The sequence below is a fragment of the Burkholderia ambifaria AMMD genome (assembly GCF_000203915.1).
GTDB lineage: Bacteria > Pseudomonadota > Gammaproteobacteria > Burkholderiales > Burkholderiaceae > Burkholderia > Burkholderia ambifaria.
On the sequence record NC_008390.1, the window covers coordinates 1,526,927 to 1,543,761 of the forward strand.

Genomic DNA, 16,835 nt, shown 5'->3' on the forward strand with positions numbered 1-16,835 from the left:
CAAGGATTTCCTTACATTAATCTGTCAAAAGTAATTGTTATGGCAACTATTGCGGGGCGCCACCGCCGGCGTTCTCGCAATAATTGCTGAGAATGCGGCGCAGCATGCTCTTGAGGAACCCGACTTCTTCCGGCGTAAATCCGCCGAGCAGCTCGTCGAGCACGCTGCGGAACACCGGCGGCAGCCGCTCGGCAAGCGCCCGGCCTTCGTCGGTCAGCTCGAGCCGCACGACCCGCCGATCCTCGATGCTGCGCACGCGGGACAGCAGCCCGCGCTTCTCGACGCGATCGAGCAGGCGCGTGACCGCGCTCGCGTCGATCCCGTATTCCCGCGCGAGCTCGGCGGCCGTCGAGCATCTGCCGACCGCGATCATGAACAGCATGCTCGCCTGCGTGCCGGTGATGCCGAGCTCTTCCTGCGTGCGCTGCGTGACGAGGTTGGTCATCACCGATTTCACACGCGACATCAGATAACCGACGCTGTCGTTCATCTGATACGAGGACAGCGGCGAAACAGGCGGTTGGGAAGGAGAATCCGACATAAAACCCTGAGGCTGCAATAGTTGACTAGGCAGCAGTATAGGCACAATTGCTTGCCGCGGCAAATGTTAATTGAACGGGCGAGGGCGCGCTCCGCGCCCCAAAATCCCCTTGTCGGCGTCAGGGTCTTCGGCGTGCCGCCGGGCCCGTGGATCCGGAGCGGGGCAGCCGTAGGGCGGGTGGTTTGTTGCGCTGCAACGAAGAGTCCGGCTGCCGCCACGCTCACGTGCTATAATTTGTGGTTTCCAAGCTGCAACGCGCGCGCACGTGTCCCACGGACTGACGAGCGTGCGCGTTTGCGCGTTCAACGATTTCCAGGTTTCTATGACCCGCGCCCTTCGCAATATCGCCATCATCGCCCACGTCGACCACGGCAAGACCACGCTCGTCGACCAACTGCTCCGCCAGTCCGGCACCTTCCGCGAGAACCAGCAGATTGCCGAACGGGTGATGGACTCGAACGACATCGAAAAAGAGCGCGGGATCACGATTCTCGCGAAGAACTGCGCGGTCGAATACGAAGGCACGCACATCAACATCGTCGACACGCCGGGGCACGCGGACTTCGGCGGCGAAGTGGAGCGCGTGCTGTCGATGGTCGACTCGGTGCTGCTGCTCGTCGACGCGGTCGAAGGCCCGATGCCGCAGACCCGCTTCGTCACGAAGAAGGCGCTCGCGCTCGGCCTGAAGCCGATCGTCATCGTCAACAAGATCGATCGTCCGGGTGCGCGGATCGACTGGGTCATCAACCAGACCTTCGACCTGTTCGACAAGCTGGGCGCGACCGAAGAGCAGCTCGACTTCCCGATCGTCTACGCATCGGGCCTGAACGGCTATGCGTCGCTCGATCCGGCCGCGCGCGAGGGCGACATGCGCCCGCTGTTCGAGGCGGTCCTCCAGCACGTGCCGGTCCGTCCGGCCGATCCGGACGCGCCGCTGCAGCTGCAGATCACGTCGCTCGACTATTCGACGTACGTCGGCCGGATCGGCGTCGGCCGCATCACGCGTGGCCGCATCAAGCCGGGTCAGCCGGTCGCGATGCGCTTCGGCCCGGAAGGCGATGTGCTGAACCGCAAGATCAACCAGGTGCTGTCGTTCACGGGCCTCGAGCGCGTGCAGGTCGACTCGGCCGAAGCAGGCGACATCGTGCTGATCAACGGTATTGAAGATGTCGGCATCGGCGCGACGATCTGCGCGGTGGATACGCCGGAAGCGCTGCCGATGATCACCGTCGACGAGCCGACGCTGACGATGAACTTCCTCGTCAACTCGTCGCCGCTGGCCGGCCGCGAAGGCAAGTTCGTCACGAGCCGCCAGATCCGCGATCGCCTGATGAAGGAACTGAACCACAACGTCGCGCTGCGCGTGAAGGACACGGGCGACGAAACGGTGTTCGAAGTGTCGGGCCGCGGCGAACTGCACCTGACGATTCTCGTCGAAAACATGCGCCGTGAAGGCTATGAGCTGGCCGTGTCGCGTCCGCGCGTCGTGATGCAGGAAATCGACGGCGTGCGCCACGAGCCGTACGAGCTGCTGACCGTCGACGTCGAAGACGAGCACCAGGGCGGCGTGATGGAAGAGCTCGGCCGCCGCAAGGGCGAAATGCTCGACATGGCGTCGGACGGCCGCGGCCGCACGCGTCTGGAATACAAGATCTCGGCGCGTGGCCTGATCGGCTTCCAGAGCGAGTTCCTGACGCTCACGCGCGGCACGGGCCTGATGAGCCACATCTTCGACTCGTACGCACCGGTCAAGGACGGCTCGGTCTTCGAGCGCCGCAACGGCGTGCTGATCTCGCAGGACGACGGCGCGGCAGTGGCATACGCACTGTGGAAGCTGCAGGATCGCGGTCGCATGTTCGTGAAGCCGGGCGACGCGCTGTATGAGGGCATGATCATCGGCATCCACAGCCGCGACAACGACCTCGTCGTGAACCCGATCAAGGGCAAGCAGCTGACCAACGTGCGTGCGTCGGGTACCGACGAAGCCGTGCGTCTCGTGCCGCCGGTCCAGATGTCGCTCGAATACGCGGTCGAATTCATCGACGACGACGAGCTCGTCGAAGTGACGCCGCAGTCGATTCGCCTGCGCAAGCGCTTCCTGAAGGAGCACGAGCGTCGCCGCGCGAGCCGCGAAGGCGCGGTCGACTAAGCATCGATCGTTCCCGTGCATGACGAAAAAAGGCTGCCTTCGGGCAGCTTTTTTGCATTCTCGCGAGGTGCAACCGGAGCGGTTGCAAAACACTGTTCCCCGGTGTCGTGGCAATCGGGCAAAACCCCGTCGTACGGTGCTTCCGGGCGCATCTCGCCGTGAACTTCGGTATCGGTTCTGTGATATGCTGCGCGCACGCAAGTTTTAGGTCCTTCCAAGCAAGACTTGATTCGCAATCCGCTAAACGGTCAGGCCGTGTCGCGGAAGGTTGAGCAACCCGCTATTTCTCGAGAAGCTCGAAGAAAGGTGAGCGTAAAATGTCAGATGTAATGAAGCAGTTTCAGCTGAACTCCTATCTGTTCGGCGGCAATGCTTCGTACGTTGAAGAACTGTACGATGCATACCTCAACAATCCGGCATCGGTGCCGGAGAACTGGCGAGAGTATTTCGACGCGCTGCAGAACGTGCCTGCAACCGACGGCTCGACCGCCAATGACGTCGCTCATTTTCCGATCGTCGAATCGTTCGCCGAGCGTGCGAAGGCCAATGCCTTCATCCCGCGCGAAAGCACCAGCAATCTGGCGACCGCGCGCAAGCAGGTCCACGTCCAGTCCCTCATCAGCGCCTATCGCTTCCTCGGCTCGCAATGGGCCAATCTGGATCCGCTGAAGCGTCGCGAACGTCCCGCCATTCCCGAGCTCGAACCCGCGTTCTACGACTTCTCCGAAGGCGACCTCGACCAGACCTACAGCGCAAGCAACCTGTATTTCGGTTTCGACCAGGCTTCGCTGCGCGACATCGTCAAGGGCCTGCGTGACACGTACTGCGGCACGATCGGCGCCGAGTTCATGTACATCAGCGATCCGGAGCAGAAGCGCTGGTGGCAGGAGCGCCTGGAATCGACTCGCGCGACGCCGGCCTTCTCGGTCGACAAGAAGAAGCACATCCTGAATCGCCTGACGGCAGCGGAAGGCCTCGAGCGCTATCTGCACACCAAGTACGTCGGCCAGAAGCGCTTCTCGCTCGAAGGCGGCGAAAGCTTCATCGCGGCGATGGACGAAGTCGTCCAGCACGCAGGCAAGAGCGGCGTGCAGGAAATCATCATCGGCATGGCGCACCGCGGGCGTCTGAACGTGCTGGTCAACACGCTGGGCAAGATGCCGGCCGACCTGTTCGCCGAATTCGAAGGCAAGCACGTCGACGACCTGCCGGCCGGCGACGTGAAGTATCACAAGGGCTTCTCGTCGGACGTGTCGACCGAAGGCGGCCCGGTCCACCTGTCGCTCGCGTTCAACCCGTCGCACCTCGAAATCGTGAACCCGGTGGTCGAAGGTTCCGCGAAGGCGCGGATGGACCGTCGCGGCGACGAAGACGGCCTGCAGGTGCTGCCGGTGCAGATCCACGGCGACGCGGCCTTCGCCGGCCAGGGCGTCGTGATGGAAACGCTGAACCTCGCGCAGACGCGCGGTTACGGCACGCACGGCACGCTGCACATCGTCATCAACAACCAGATCGGCTTCACGACGTCCGACCCGCGCGACGCGCGCTCGACGCTGTACTGTACCGACGTGGTCAAGATGATCGAGGCGCCGGTGCTGCACGTGAACGGCGATGATCCGGAAGCCGTCGTGCTCGCGATCCAGATCGCGATCGACTACCGGATGCAGTTCCACAAGGATGTCGTGATCGACATCGTCTGCTTCCGCAAGCTGGGTCACAACGAGCAGGACACGCCGGCCGTCACGCAGCCGCTGATGTACAAGAAGATCGCGCAGCACCCGGGCACCCGTGCGCTGTACGCCGAGAAGCTCGTGCAGCAGGGCGTGATCACCGCGGAAGACGCCGACAACTACGTGAAGGCGTACCGCAAGGCGATGGACGACGGCCACCACACGGTGGATCCGGTCCTGTCGAACTACAAGAGCAAGTACGCGGTCGACTGGGTTCCGTTCCTGAACCGCAAGTGGACGGACGCAGCCGATACGGCCGTGCCGCTCGCCGAACTGAAGCGCCTCGGCGAACGCATCACGACGGTCCCGGAAAACTTCAAGGTTCACCCGCTCGTCGAGCGCGTGATCAACGACCGCCGCAACATGGCGCGCGGCGACCAGCCGCTCGACTGGGGCATGGGCGAACACCTCGCATTCGCGTCGCTCGTCGCATCGGGCTACTCGGTGCGCCTGACGGGCCAGGACTCGGGCCGCGGCACGTTCACGCACCGTCACGCGGTGCTGCACGACCAGAACCGCGAGCGCTGGAACGACGGCACGTACGTGCCGCTGCAGAACATCGCCGAAGGTCAGGCGAAGTTCACGGTGATCGACTCGGTGCTGTCGGAAGAAGCGGTGCTGGGCTTCGAATACGGTTACTCGACCGCCGAGCCGAACACGCTCGTGTTGTGGGAAGCCCAGTTCGGCGACTTCGTCAACGGTGCGCAGGTCGTGATCGACCAGTTCATTTCGTCGGGTGAAGTGAAGTGGGGCCGCGTGTCGGGTCTCACGATGCTGCTGCCGCACGGCTACGAAGGCCAGGGTCCGGAACACTCGTCGACCCGTATCGAGCGTTTCCTGCAACTGTGTGCCGATCACAACATGCAGGTCGTTCAGCCGACGACGCCGGCGCAGATTTTCCACCTGCTGCGTCGCCAGATGATCCGTCTGTTCCGCAAGCCGCTGATCGTCGCGACGCCGAAGTCGCTGCTGCGCCACAAGGAAGCGGTGTCGGATCTGTCGGAACTCGCGAAGGGTTCGTTCCAGCCGGTGCTGGGCGAAACCGACGGCGGCATCGACGCGAAGAAGGTCAAGCGCGTGCTGGCATGCTCGGGCCGCGTGTATTACGACCTCGTCGCACATCGCCGCGAAGCGAAGGCGAACGACGTCGCGATCATCCGTATCGAGCAGCTGTATCCGTTCGCGCACAAGCAGTTCGAAGCCGAAATGAAGAAGTACGAGAACGCGACTGAAGTGGTCTGGGTGCAGGACGAGCCGCAGAACCAGGGCCCCTGGTTCTACGTCGAGCACCACCTGAAGGAAGGCATGAAGGAAGGGCAGAAGCTGGCATACAGCGGCCGTCCGGCTTCGGCCTCGCCGGCGGTTGGCTACTACGCGAAGCACTACGAGCAGCAGAAGGCACTGATCGAAGGTGCGTTCGGCCGCCTGAAGAGCGCATCGATCGCGAAATAACCGACGGAAGCGAAACGGGAAGGCGCGCGGCGCTTTCCCGTCTCTTTTGGCCCGCCGGGCGCGTCGCGCGCCGCTCCGGCCGAAGGAATCGCACGAACCTCGTCATTACCCAGATTAAGCATCCAGGAAAATCACATGGCTATCGTAGAAGTCAAAGTCCCCCAGCTTTCGGAGTCGGTGTCGGAAGCCACCATGCTGCAGTGGAAGAAGAAGCCGGGCGAAGCAGTCGCGCAGGACGAAATCCTGATCGAACTCGAGACCGACAAGGTCGTGCTCGAAGTGCCGGCACCGGCCGCGGGCGTGCTCGCGCAAGTGCTGCAGAACGACGGTGACACGGTCGTTGCCGACCAGATCATCGCGACGATCGACACCGAAGCGAAGGCAGGTGCTGCCGAAGCCGCCGCAGGCGCCGCCGAAGTGAAGCCGGCAGCAGCACCTGCTGCAGCCGCACCGGCAGCCCAGCCGGCTGCCGCTGTCGCATCGAGCTCGGCTGCCGCATCGCCGGCCGCGTCGAAGCTGCTGGCCGAGAAGGGCCTGTCGGCAGGCGACGTCGCAGGTTCGGGCCGCGATGGCCGCGTCACGAAGGGCGACGCGCTCGCAGCTGGCAGCGCACCGAAGGCCGCTCCGGCCGCCGCCCCGGCGAAGACCGCCGCTGCGAAGCCGGCGCTGCCGGAAGTGAAGGTGCCGGCGTCGGCAGCGACGTGGCTGAACGACCGTCCGGAACAGCGCGTGCCGATGTCGCGCCTGCGTGCGCGTATCGCCGAGCGTCTGCTCGAGTCGCAGCAGACCAACGCGATCCTGACGACGTTCAACGAAGTGAACATGGCTCCGGTCATGGAACTGCGTAACAAGTACAAGGACAAGTTCGAGAAGGAACATGGCGTGAAGCTCGGCTTCATGTCGTTCTTCGTGAAGGCGGCCGTGCACGCGCTGAAGAAGTTCCCGCTGGTGAACGCGTCGATCGACGGTAACGACATCGTCTATCACGGCTACTTCGACATCGGTATCGCGGTCGGTTCGCCGCGCGGCCTGGTCGTGCCGATCCTGCGCAATGCGGATCAACTGAGCCTCGCCGAGATCGAGAAGAAGATCGCCGAATTCGGTCAGAAGGCGAAGGACGGCAAGCTGTCGATCGAGGAAATGACGGGCGGTACGTTCTCGATCTCGAACGGCGGCGTGTTCGGCTCGATGCTGTCGACCCCGATCATCAACCCGCCGCAGTCGGCCATCCTCGGCGTGCACGCGACGAAGGAGCGCCCGGTTGTCGAAAACGGCCAGATCGTGATCCGTCCGATCAACTACCTGGCGCTGTCGTACGACCACCGGATCATCGACGGCCGCGAAGCCGTGCTGTCGCTCGTCGCGATGAAGGATGCGCTGGAAGATCCGGCACGCCTGCTGCTCGATCTGTAAGCCGAGTCTCACTGCATTGACCCGTTCCGCACGCTCGCGCCACCGCGCGCGCGTGCGGACGTACAAGTAGAAAGGATTGTCATGTCCAAGGAATTTGACGTCGTCGTGATCGGCGCCGGCCCCGGTGGCTACATCGCCGCGATTCGCGCCGCGCAGCTCGGCAAGACCGTTGCCTGTATCGAGAAGTGGAAGAACCCGGCCGGCGCGCTGAAGCTCGGCGGCACCTGCCTGAACGTCGGCTGCATTCCGTCGAAGGCGCTGCTCGCGTCGTCGGAGGAGTTCGAGAACACGTCGCATCACCTGGCCGACCACGGCATCACGGTCGACGGCGTGAAGATCGACGTCGCGAAGATGCTCGGCCGCAAGGACGCGATCGTCGAGAAGATGACGAGCGGGATCGAGTTCCTGTTCAAGAAGAACAAGATCACCTGGCTGAAGGGCCATGGCAAGTTCACCGGCAAGACCGACGCCGGTGTGCAGATCGAAGTGAGCGGCGAAGGTGAAACCGAAGTCGTCACCGCGAAGAACGTGATCATCGCGACGGGCTCGAAGGCGCGTCACCTGCCGAACGTCCCGGTCGACAACAAGATCGTGTCGGACAACGAAGGTGCGCTGACGTTCGAGTCGGTGCCGAAGAAGCTCGCCGTGATCGGCGCGGGCGTGATCGGCCTCGAGCTCGGCTCGGTGTGGCGTCGCCTCGGTGCCGAAGTGACGGTGCTCGAAGCGCTGCCGGCGTTCCTCGGCGCGGCCGACGAAGCGCTCGCGAAGGAAGCGGCCAAGCTGTTCAAGAAGCAGGGCCTCGACATCCATCTCGGCGTGAAGATCGGTGACGTGAAGACGACCGCAGATGGCGTGTCGATCGCTTACACGGACAAGGACGGCAACGCGCAGACGCTCGACGCCGACCGCCTGATCGTGTCGGTCGGCCGCGTGCCGAACACCGACAACCTCGGCCTCGAGGCAATCGGCCTGAAGGCGAACGAGCGCGGCTTCATCGACGTGGACGACCACTGCCGTACGGCCGTGCCGAACGTCTACGCGATCGGCGACGTGGTGCGCGGCCCGATGCTCGCGCACAAGGCGGAAGACGAAGGCGTGCTGGTCGCGGAAGTGATCGACGGCCAGAAGCCGCACATCGACTACAACTGCATTCCGTGGGTGATCTACACGTACCCGGAAATCGCCTGGGTCGGCAAGACGGAGCAGCAGCTGAAGGCCGAAGGCCGCGAGATCAAGTCGGGCAAGTTCCCGTTCTCGATCAACGGTCGCGCGCTCGGCATGAACGCGCCGGACGGTTTCGTGAAGATGATCGCGGACGCGAAGACCGACGAACTGCTCGGCGTGCATGTGATCGGGGCGAACGCGTCGGACCTGATCGCCGAAGCCGTGGTGGCGATGGAGTTCAAGGCGGCGTCGGAAGACATCGCACGCATCTGCCATCCGCACCCGTCGATGTCGGAAGTGATGCGCGAAGCGGCGCTCGCCGTCGACAAGCGCTCGCTGAACAGCTGAGTGCGGTATAGCGGCGGCCGGCCTTTGGTCGGCGTAGCCGTCTCATGACGAAGGCGGGCGGGAGTTTCCCGCTCGCCTTCGTTTTTTCCGGTTTGCCCGATGAACGTCACCGAATACTACACGCGCGAATTGACCACGCGCGGCTATCAGTCCGATCCCGCGCAGCGCGCGGCCGTCGACCGCCTGCAGCACTGCTTCGACGAGTGGGTCGACTACAAGGCGCGCCGCTCGAACGCGTTCAAGAAGCTCATCAATCATCCGGACCTGCCGCGTGGTGTCTACATGTGGGGCGGCGTCGGCCGCGGCAAGAGCTTCCTGATGGACAGCTTTTACGCGGTGGTGCCCGTGCAGCGCAAGACGCGCCTGCACTTCCACGAATTCATGCGCGAAGTGCACCGCGAACTCGAGGAGCTGAAAGGGCAGGCCGATCCGCTCGACGAACTCGCGCGACGCATCGCGAAGCGCTACCGGCTGATCTGCTTCGACGAATTCCACGTGTCGGACATCGCGGACGCGATGATCCTGTACCGGCTGCTCGATCGCCTGTTCAACAACGGCGTGCAGTTCGTGATGACGTCCAACTACGATCCCGACGACCTGTATCCCGATGGCCTGCATCGCGACCGCATGCTGCCGGCGATCGCGCTGATCAAGGAAAAGCTCGCCGTGCTGAACGTCGACGCGGGCGTCGACTATCGCCAGCGCACGCTCGCGCAGGTGCGGATGTATCACACGCCGCTCGGCGCGGACGCCGATCGCGAACTGCGTCATGCATTCGCGAAGCTCGCCGCGGTGCCCGACGAAAGCCCGATCCTGCATATCGAGAAGCGTGAACTGAAGGCGTTGCGCAAGGCCGACGGGGTCGTCTGGTTCGATTTCGCGACGCTCTGCGGCGGCCCGCGTTCGCAGAACGACTATCTCGAGCTGGCGAGCCGTTTTCACGCGATCGTGCTGTCCGAAGTGCCGCAGATGTCGCCGCGCATGGCATCGGAGGCGCGGCGCTTCACGTGGCTCATCGACGTGCTGTACGACCACAAGGTCAAGCTGCTGATGTCGGCGGCGGTGCCGGCGGAGCAACTGTACATCGAAGGGCCGATGGCGAACGAGTTCGCGCGCACGGTGTCGCGGATCGTCGAGATGCAGTCGAAGGAATACATTGAAACGCCGCGTCGCATCGTCGATACTTCGCTGACCTGAGCGTAGTTTTCGATAAATGACGGGCTTTAAACGTCAATTCCGGTCAAATTATCGCGATCCCCGGGTATTTTCGGACTTGTCTTATATTCATCGTTGAAGTCGGCCGATATCGTTGTGTCATGGTTCCTAAGGCTGGAGATATCCATGACACCGTATCGCGATCTGACCGACCACGAGTGGCACTGCGTCGTGCCGCTTCTGCCCGAAATGCAGCCGCGCACCGAGTTGCGCGGCCGGCCGTTGGCCAACACGCGCGCCGTCCTGAACGGCGTTCTATGGGTCATCTATAGCGGCGCGACCTGGTCCGCGATGCCGCGTCGTTACCCTTCATATCAGACATGCCATCGCCGCTTTAAGGTCTGGCACGAGACCGGCACGTTGATGCAAGTGATGCGTGAGCTGTATGGCGACGCAGGCGTGAATCTGTGCAACGAACTGTCCACGCGGATGCGCAAGCACACGCAATCGAAGGCGGCAGAGGCGCGGGGTGCCGCGGCGCCGGTGTATCGTGCACCGGGCAGCTATGCGTCGGATACGCTGAAGCACGCAGCGTGATGTCGCCCGGTTTCATTCACGCACGCACCCAAACAAAATCGGCCTGACTACATCGCAGGCCGATTTTTCATTGCATCGCGCGTATCGACGCGCGTCGCGTTATTGTGCGCGAACCCAGGTCTGCGACCGGCCGAGCAGCGATACGCCGATGTAGCCGCGCACGACGAGCTTCTGGCCGCCGTCTGCCAGCGACATCTTGCACTTGTAGACCTTGCCGTTTTCCGGGTCGAGAATGTTGCCGCCGTCCCAGTGGTCGCCGTCCTTCTTCATCGCCTTGATGATCGTCATGCCTTTGATGAGCTGATCCTTGCGCTCGTCCGTGCACGCGGTGCAGCGGCGATCGGGCGTGTCGTTGGCGCCGAGGCCCTTGACGACCTTGCCCGACAGCGTACCGTCGCCGTCTTCGGCGATCTGCACGAGTGCCTTCGGCTGATGCGTGTTGTCGTCGATCGTCTGCCACATGCCGACGGGGTTGTCGGCCTGCGCGTAGGTGGGGGCGGCGCAAGCGAGCAGTGCGCTTGCGACGGCCAGTGCGCGCAACGGGCGGGTCAGTTGAATCATTGTCTTCCTCCTTGTTTCATGTCGTGTTCGATTCGCCCGCACGACCGCCTGCATGGGGCGTGGCATGTTGCGAGCTTTCCCAGAATACGTGAAACGACGCGCTGCGTTTGATAGAGGGGGCTCTAATCCAAACAGCCCGCGAGACGCGCGCTGTCTGGTGACCGATCAGTTCAACTGATACGAGAACGCGGCATTCACGCGCGGGCTGCGCGATGCGCTTTCAACGGGTGCATCGCCGACCGGCTTCGCGATATTCAGGTCGAGACTGTAGTAGCGGCTGTCCGAAAACCGTACGCCGATACCGACCGACGACAAGCGGCTCGGCGACGGCGTGCCCGTATGCAGGTACACACGTGCCCTGTCATAAGCGATGTACGGCGTGATCGACTTCATGTACGTCCAGCCCGGCGTGAAGGCGCGATTGACCTCCAGCGACATCCCCCATCCCGAGTCGCCCGACGTTTCGCCCGGTTGGTAGCCGAGCGCATAGCGTGTCGAACCGAACGAGATCTGTTCGGACGTCGGCAGCGAATCGGGGCTGTACTGGCCGGTCAGCGACACCGACGTGCCGATCTTGAACGGCCATTCGTTGGTCTGCGTGAAGGTCGCACCGGTGCGCACGAACGTCAGCGAAATCGGGCTGTCCACCGATGTCGTGTTCGAGCCGATCGTGATGTCCTGCGATTTCGACGCGCCGAGAATGTTGAAGCCCTTCGCGACGTTGACGCTGAGTTTCTGAACCTGCTTGGCCGACACGCTCGTGTAGTCGAGCTGCATCTGCAGCACGCGGACCTGCGAGCGCGTGTCGATGCTGTTGCCGGTGATCGTGTTCTGGTAGCGGTCTTCGTTGTGCGACGCATAGCCCGACACGGTGCCGAGCAGGCTGCGCTGGTTGTTCAGCAGCAACGGATAGGATGCCGAAAGACCGAGCTTCTCGTTCTTGACCGTCCGCTCGACGGTCGACGGCAGGCCCGGGTTGTCGGTCGGCTTGCCGCGATACGTGCTGGCGTCGAGGCGCGTGACCAGGCCGCTGCTGCCGACCGGCACCGCGCCGCTGAATGCGACGTAGGTCTGCTTGTCGCGGCCGGGCGGCACCAGTGCGGAAATGCTCAATTGCTCGCCAAACGACGTGAGGCCATTCTCGGTCGCGGTGATGAGCCCCTGGACGCCCGGGTGATTGAAATCGATGCCGGTGCTGATGTTGAATGCCTTGCGGTCGACGGCGAGTTCGAGCGTCGTCGCGCCGTCGGTCGTTTGCGGCGGCGGCACGTTGGCCTTCACCGTGACGCCGGGCAGGAGGCCGAAGGTGTTCACGTAGCGTTCGAACGTCGCGCGGCGCAGCGGGCGATCGGCCGTGATGTGCGCGGCGATCGCGCGGATCTTCGATTCCATCGCGCCGGGCTTGCCGGTGACCTTGACGTCCGACACGTAGCCTTCGACGACCGTGACGCGCACGACGCCGTTCTCGAACGTCTGCGCGGGAATGAACGCGAACGACAGCGCATAGCCGCGATCCTGGTACAGCTTGGTCACGCCGTTGGCGGTTTCGATAAGCTCGCCGATCGTGATGTCCTTGCCGACGAGGGGCGTGAAGCGACGCGAGATTTCGTCGAACGGCACCGACTTCACGCCTTCGACCTGGAACGTTGTCGGTGTCACGTGCCGCGACAGCAGCTCCTGCAACTGCGGTGCCTGCGGCGCGACCTGCACGGTGACGCTCGGCCCTTTCTTCGGCGCGTTGATCTGGGGGAGGGAATCGAGCGGGTTGCCTGCTGCGCGCGTCTGTGCCTGTGCCGTGCCTGCTGCTGCGATGGCGAGCAGCATCATCCATGTATCGAATCTGGATTTCATTGTTCTTCCTCGTAGGCCTTTCTTTTCGTCTTCGTTCTAATGCGGGCGCGCGACATTCGGGTGTCGTGCGCCGCGTGCCGCATCGCCGGTTGTGTTTTGTACGGCCGCGCCTCCTGCTCCGGCTGCAAAGGCGCGACCGTCCTCCTTACTTGCCGACGCTACCCAGCGTGCCCAGCAGCCCCGTTACCGGCGCCAGCAGGCCCGTCGAGCCGCCCGACGAGGCCGTCCCCGACACCCCGCCGACGAGCGACGTGACCGGCGCGAGCGGATTCGACGAAGCCCCGGATCCCGCCGCGCCACCCACTGCTGCGGTGACAGTATTCAGCAAACCGGTGACCGGCGCGAGAGGGTTTGCCCCGCCTGCGCCACCCGTCGCGCCGCCCACGGCGCCCGTGAGCGAACCGAGCGGCGTCGAGCCGAGGCCGGACAGCAGGCCGCCGAGCGGGTTCGTCGCGCTGGAACCCGACGATGAGCCGTTCTGAACGGCCGTGGTCGAGCCGCCGACGAGGCTCGTGATCAGGCCGGGGATGGGTGCCGCGCCGTTCGGGCCGTTCGGGTTCACGAGGCCGCCCGCGTTCGTCACGGTGTTGCCGACCGCGGTGACGAGCTGGCCGACGTCGCCGACGAGCGGTTGATTCGACGTGCTACCCACTTGCTTGCCCGCCGAGCTGATCGCGCCGCCGACCTGACCGAGCAGGCCCGATACCGGTTGACCGAGGCCCGTGGTCGTGCCGACTTGTTGCGTGACCTGACCCGCGGTGATCACCAGCGGCGTGATTGCCGAGCTGAGCGGTTGCGTCACTTGCTGCACGGCGCCCGATGACAGCGTCGAGCCGATCGTCGTGCCGGCGGCCGTCAGACCGTTGGCGACGGTGTCGAGCACGGTGCCGACCGGTGTCGTCACCGGGGCGAGCGGCGAGAGCTGCCCGGTGCCGAGCGCCTTGACCGTCGAGCTCAGCCCCGACACGGTGTTGCTCGTCGCGCCGACGACGTTCCCGAGGCCGGCGACCGTCGTGCCGACCGGGTCCTTGATCGTGCCGGTCTGTCCCAGCCCGTTGCTCAACGCATCGGCGGCCGCGCCGACGATCGTGCCGGTGCTCGAGATGGTGCTGCCGACGCCCTTCGTCACGCCGTCGCCGAGGCCCGGCACGCTGATGTTGCCGACAGTGCTGCCGAGGTCGGTCGCGGTCTGGCCGACCGTGCTGACAACGCCGTTGGTGCCGGTCGCCGTACCGCTGGTGCCACTCGTGCCGGTAGTACCGCTCGTGCCGCTGGAGCCGCCGCCGTTGTTGGCGGTCGGCGGCGTGCTGACGCTGTTGCCGCCGCAGGCGGCCAGCAGGCACGCAGCGGCGAATACGGTGACGGGCATGCGCCACTGGCGCGGCGCGACTGTCGTGAAGGAACGTTGCTGGGACATGATGGACTCCTCGCTGTCTTGTCGATGAATGGATGTCTGATTACTTGCCGCGCGTGCCGCCGAGCAGGCCGCCGATCAGCGACGTGACAGGTGCGAGCAGATTCGAACCCGAGCCCGAGTTCGTGACGGCGCCCGTGGTGCCGCTCAGTGACGGTGCGCCGCCCGTGCTGGTGACTGCGGTGACCGGAGCGGCGATTGGATTGCCACCGCCGGTTGCGCTGCCGAGCGCGCCGGTGACCGTGGAGAGGAGGCCCGTGACGGGGGCGAGCGGGCCGCCGCTCGTGCCGCCGGCCGCGCCACCCAGTGCACCGGTAACGGTGGAGACGAGGCCGGTGACCGGAGCGAGCGGACCGCCGCTCGTGCCGCCGGCTGCGCCACCGAGTGCACCGGTGACGGTGGAGACGAGGCCGGTGACCGGAGCGAGCGGGCCGCCGCTGGTGCCGCCGGCTGCGCCGCCGAGTGCGCCGGTGACGGTGGAGACGAGGCCGGTGACCGGAGCGAGCGGGCCGCCGCTCGTGCCGCCCGTTGCGCCGCCGAGCGGGCCGCTGACCGTCGAGAGGAGGCCGGTGAGCGGGGCGAGCGGGTTGGTCGCGCCGCCGGTGCTGCCCGTGAGCAGGCCGCCGACTGCCTTGACGGTATTGCCGGTCGACGAGACGGTGTTGCCGAGGCCGGTCGTGACGGGGTTGCCGCCCGTCGAGGCGATCAGCGCGCCGCCCTGGTTCAGGCCGTTGCCGATCGTGCCGAGCAGCGTGTTGACCGGCGCGCCGAGGCCGGTGGCCGTCCCGATCGTCTGCGTCGTCTGGCCGACCATCGTCGTGATCGGCGTGATGGCCGAGCTGACCGTCTGCGTGATCTGCTGGATCGGGCCGGTCGACAGCGCGTTGGACAGCGTGGTGCCACCGTTCGATACCGCGTTGCCGACTTGCGTCACGAGGCCGCCGACGGCGCCGGTGACGGGGGCGAGCGGCGACAGCGGGCCGCTGCTGAGGCTCGTGACCAGGTTGCCTGTTTGCGTGACCGCGCCGCCGAGCTGGTTGACGACGCCGCCCGTGCTCGAGACCGTGACGCCGACCGGGTCTTTCGTCGCACCGAGCTGGCCGAGGCCGCCGCCCACGCCAGTGCCGAGCGCCGTGACCGCGCCGCCGACGTACTGGATGATGCCGCCGGCGGCCTGCGTCGTGGCCGGATCGACGCCGGGCAGCGACTGGTTCGCGATGGTGCTGCCGAGGCCCGACGCGGTTCCACCGAGACTCGTGATGACGTTGCCGCCTTGTGCGAGGACATTCCCTACCGGGTTCGCCGACACACCGGAGGTGCCGCTCGTACCGCTGGACGTTCCACTCGTCGTTCCGCTGGTGCTGCCGCTCGTCGAACCGCTCGTGCTGCCGCTGGTCGAGCCGCTGGTGCTGCCCGAGGTGCCGCCGCTCGTCGAACCGGACGTGCCGCCCGACGTGCCGCCGCCCGACGTGGAGATCGAGTCGCTGCCGCCGGAACCGGAGCCGCCGCTGATCCCCTTGCTGATGGAACCCGAGCCGCCGCACGCGGAGAGGGAAAGCATGGCTGCCACGGTGGCCGCGATCATAGTCGTCCGAAGCATGCCATGAGGGATAACCTGAATGTCCATTTCGTCCTCGCATTGAAGCTGATGTTGTGTTGAGTGCTGCGAGGATTACTCTGCAACTGTCGTGCCATTTCGAGAGCCGTCGGCTCGACGATTGGTTTTAAACGACGCAATTCCTTGTCGGAAAAGGAATTTGGGGAAATTGAAAGATTGTTGAAACTGTTTAAAAGCCGTCAGATGAGAACGGTTTCGGTCGCTTCGTAACGTAACGTCACAACATTGGCGTTACGCGTGCGGCGTAACGTAGGGCCGGTACAGGCCCCGCGGGCGGTCTGTTGTTTTACTGGTGGATTAGGCGTGCACGTCTAACCTATCGTAAATCCTATGTGTAAGTCGTACCGAAACGCCGTACAAATGCGTTGTGCTCTCGGAAAGTTTTTTCGACCCGTCCTGAAAGAGGTTGGAACTTAAATAGGAACGGATATAGAATCCGGAGAAGATGTAAGGAAATGTACGGATTGGTACACGACGTTCGAGGAGGGGCACTATCGCGAATGTTAACTTCCATCAAATTGTGATACTCACCCCTCGGGGTGACATATAAAGAAAGCGCACCCGCTTGTCGTTACGCAGATAACGAACGGCGCGGGGCACGGGCCAGATATACGGGGATGTACAACGTATAAAAGGCCAAAAAACGTACATACAGGCACGAGGAATTAAAAAATGAAAGCACTTATCAAGCGCTTCCTCAAGGAAGAAGACGGGGTGACCGCGATCGAGTATGGGCTGATTGCGGGTCTGATTGCGGCCTTGATCATTACCAGCGTGACGACCATCGGCACGAAGATCGCGGCTCTGTTCTCCACGATTGCCAGTTCGCTGCCCTAACCATT

The 16,835-nt window shown here is 64.2% G+C and carries 12 protein-coding genes; 7 read left to right on the plus strand and 5 right to left on the minus strand.

The genetic code is table 11. The features are described from left to right. Positions 1–46: 46 nt before the first annotated feature. Positions 47–541, minus strand: a complete 495-nt coding sequence (locus BAMB_RS07025; RefSeq protein ID WP_011656694.1) for a MarR family winged helix-turn-helix transcriptional regulator — start codon at positions 539–541, stop codon at positions 47–49. Between the two features lie 322 nt (positions 542–863). On the opposite strand from BAMB_RS07025, the gene typA reads away from it, so the two are divergent. The 6 genes from typA (at position 864) to BAMB_RS07055 (ending at position 10,549) form a co-directional block, all read left to right on the plus strand. Beyond that, entirely contained in the window at positions 864–2,690 is a 1,827-nt protein-coding gene (typA, locus tag BAMB_RS07030) for a translational GTPase TypA (protein WP_006752282.1), read from the plus strand. A gap of 317 nt (positions 2,691–3,007) precedes the next feature. Continuing rightward, complete coding sequence (locus BAMB_RS07035; RefSeq protein ID WP_006752281.1) at positions 3,008–5,872, plus strand: 2-oxoglutarate dehydrogenase E1 component; 2,865 nt, start codon at positions 3,008–3,010, stop codon at positions 5,870–5,872. 135 nt (positions 5,873–6,007) lie between these two features. Beyond that, a complete protein-coding gene (gene odhB / locus BAMB_RS07040; protein ID WP_011656695.1) occupies positions 6,008–7,285 on the plus strand; it encodes a 2-oxoglutarate dehydrogenase complex dihydrolipoyllysine-residue succinyltransferase in 1,278 nt (425 codons plus the stop codon). An 81-nt stretch (positions 7,286–7,366) separates the two neighbouring features. After that, positions 7,367–8,797: a dihydrolipoyl dehydrogenase gene (gene lpdA / locus BAMB_RS07045; protein ID WP_011656696.1), complete on the plus strand. Its 1,431-nt coding sequence runs from the start codon at positions 7,367–7,369 to the stop codon at positions 8,795–8,797. Between the two features lie 99 nt (positions 8,798–8,896). Next, positions 8,897–9,994 (plus strand): cell division protein ZapE, encoded by a 1,098-nt coding sequence (zapE, locus tag BAMB_RS07050; protein ID WP_011656697.1) that lies wholly within the window; start codon positions 8,897–8,899, stop codon positions 9,992–9,994. A gap of 114 nt (positions 9,995–10,108) precedes the next feature. Then, positions 10,109–10,549: a transposase gene (locus tag BAMB_RS07055; protein WP_127456353.1), complete on the plus strand. Its 441-nt coding sequence runs from the start codon at positions 10,109–10,111 to the stop codon at positions 10,547–10,549. Positions 10,550–10,648: 99 nt separating this feature from the next. Here the strand turns inward: BAMB_RS07055 and BAMB_RS07060 are convergent, their stop codons facing one another. The 4 genes from BAMB_RS07060 to BAMB_RS07075 form a co-directional block, all read right to left on the minus strand. Further along, a complete protein-coding gene (locus BAMB_RS07060) occupies positions 10,649–11,110 on the minus strand; it encodes a DUF2147 domain-containing protein (protein ID WP_011656698.1) in 462 nt (153 codons plus the stop codon). 165 nt (positions 11,111–11,275) lie between these two features. Next, on the minus strand, positions 11,276–12,961 hold the full coding sequence (locus BAMB_RS07065) for a ShlB/FhaC/HecB family hemolysin secretion/activation protein (RefSeq protein WP_011656699.1): 1,686 nt from the start codon (positions 12,959–12,961) through the stop codon (positions 11,276–11,278). A 145-nt stretch (positions 12,962–13,106) separates the two neighbouring features. After that, positions 13,107–14,378 (minus strand): collagen-like triple helix repeat-containing protein, encoded by a 1,272-nt coding sequence (locus tag BAMB_RS07070; RefSeq protein WP_011656700.1) that lies wholly within the window; start codon positions 14,376–14,378, stop codon positions 13,107–13,109. Between the two features lie 40 nt (positions 14,379–14,418). Then, positions 14,419–16,002, minus strand: coding sequence for a collagen-like triple helix repeat-containing protein (locus tag BAMB_RS07075; RefSeq protein ID WP_011656701.1), 1,584 nt, complete (start codon positions 16,000–16,002; stop codon positions 14,419–14,421). A 663-nt stretch (positions 16,003–16,665) separates the two neighbouring features. Between BAMB_RS07075 and BAMB_RS07080 the strand changes: the two genes are divergently transcribed. Next, a complete protein-coding gene (locus tag BAMB_RS07080; RefSeq protein WP_011656702.1) occupies positions 16,666–16,830 on the plus strand; it encodes a Flp family type IVb pilin in 165 nt (54 codons plus the stop codon). Positions 16,831–16,835: the final 5 nt, after the last annotated feature.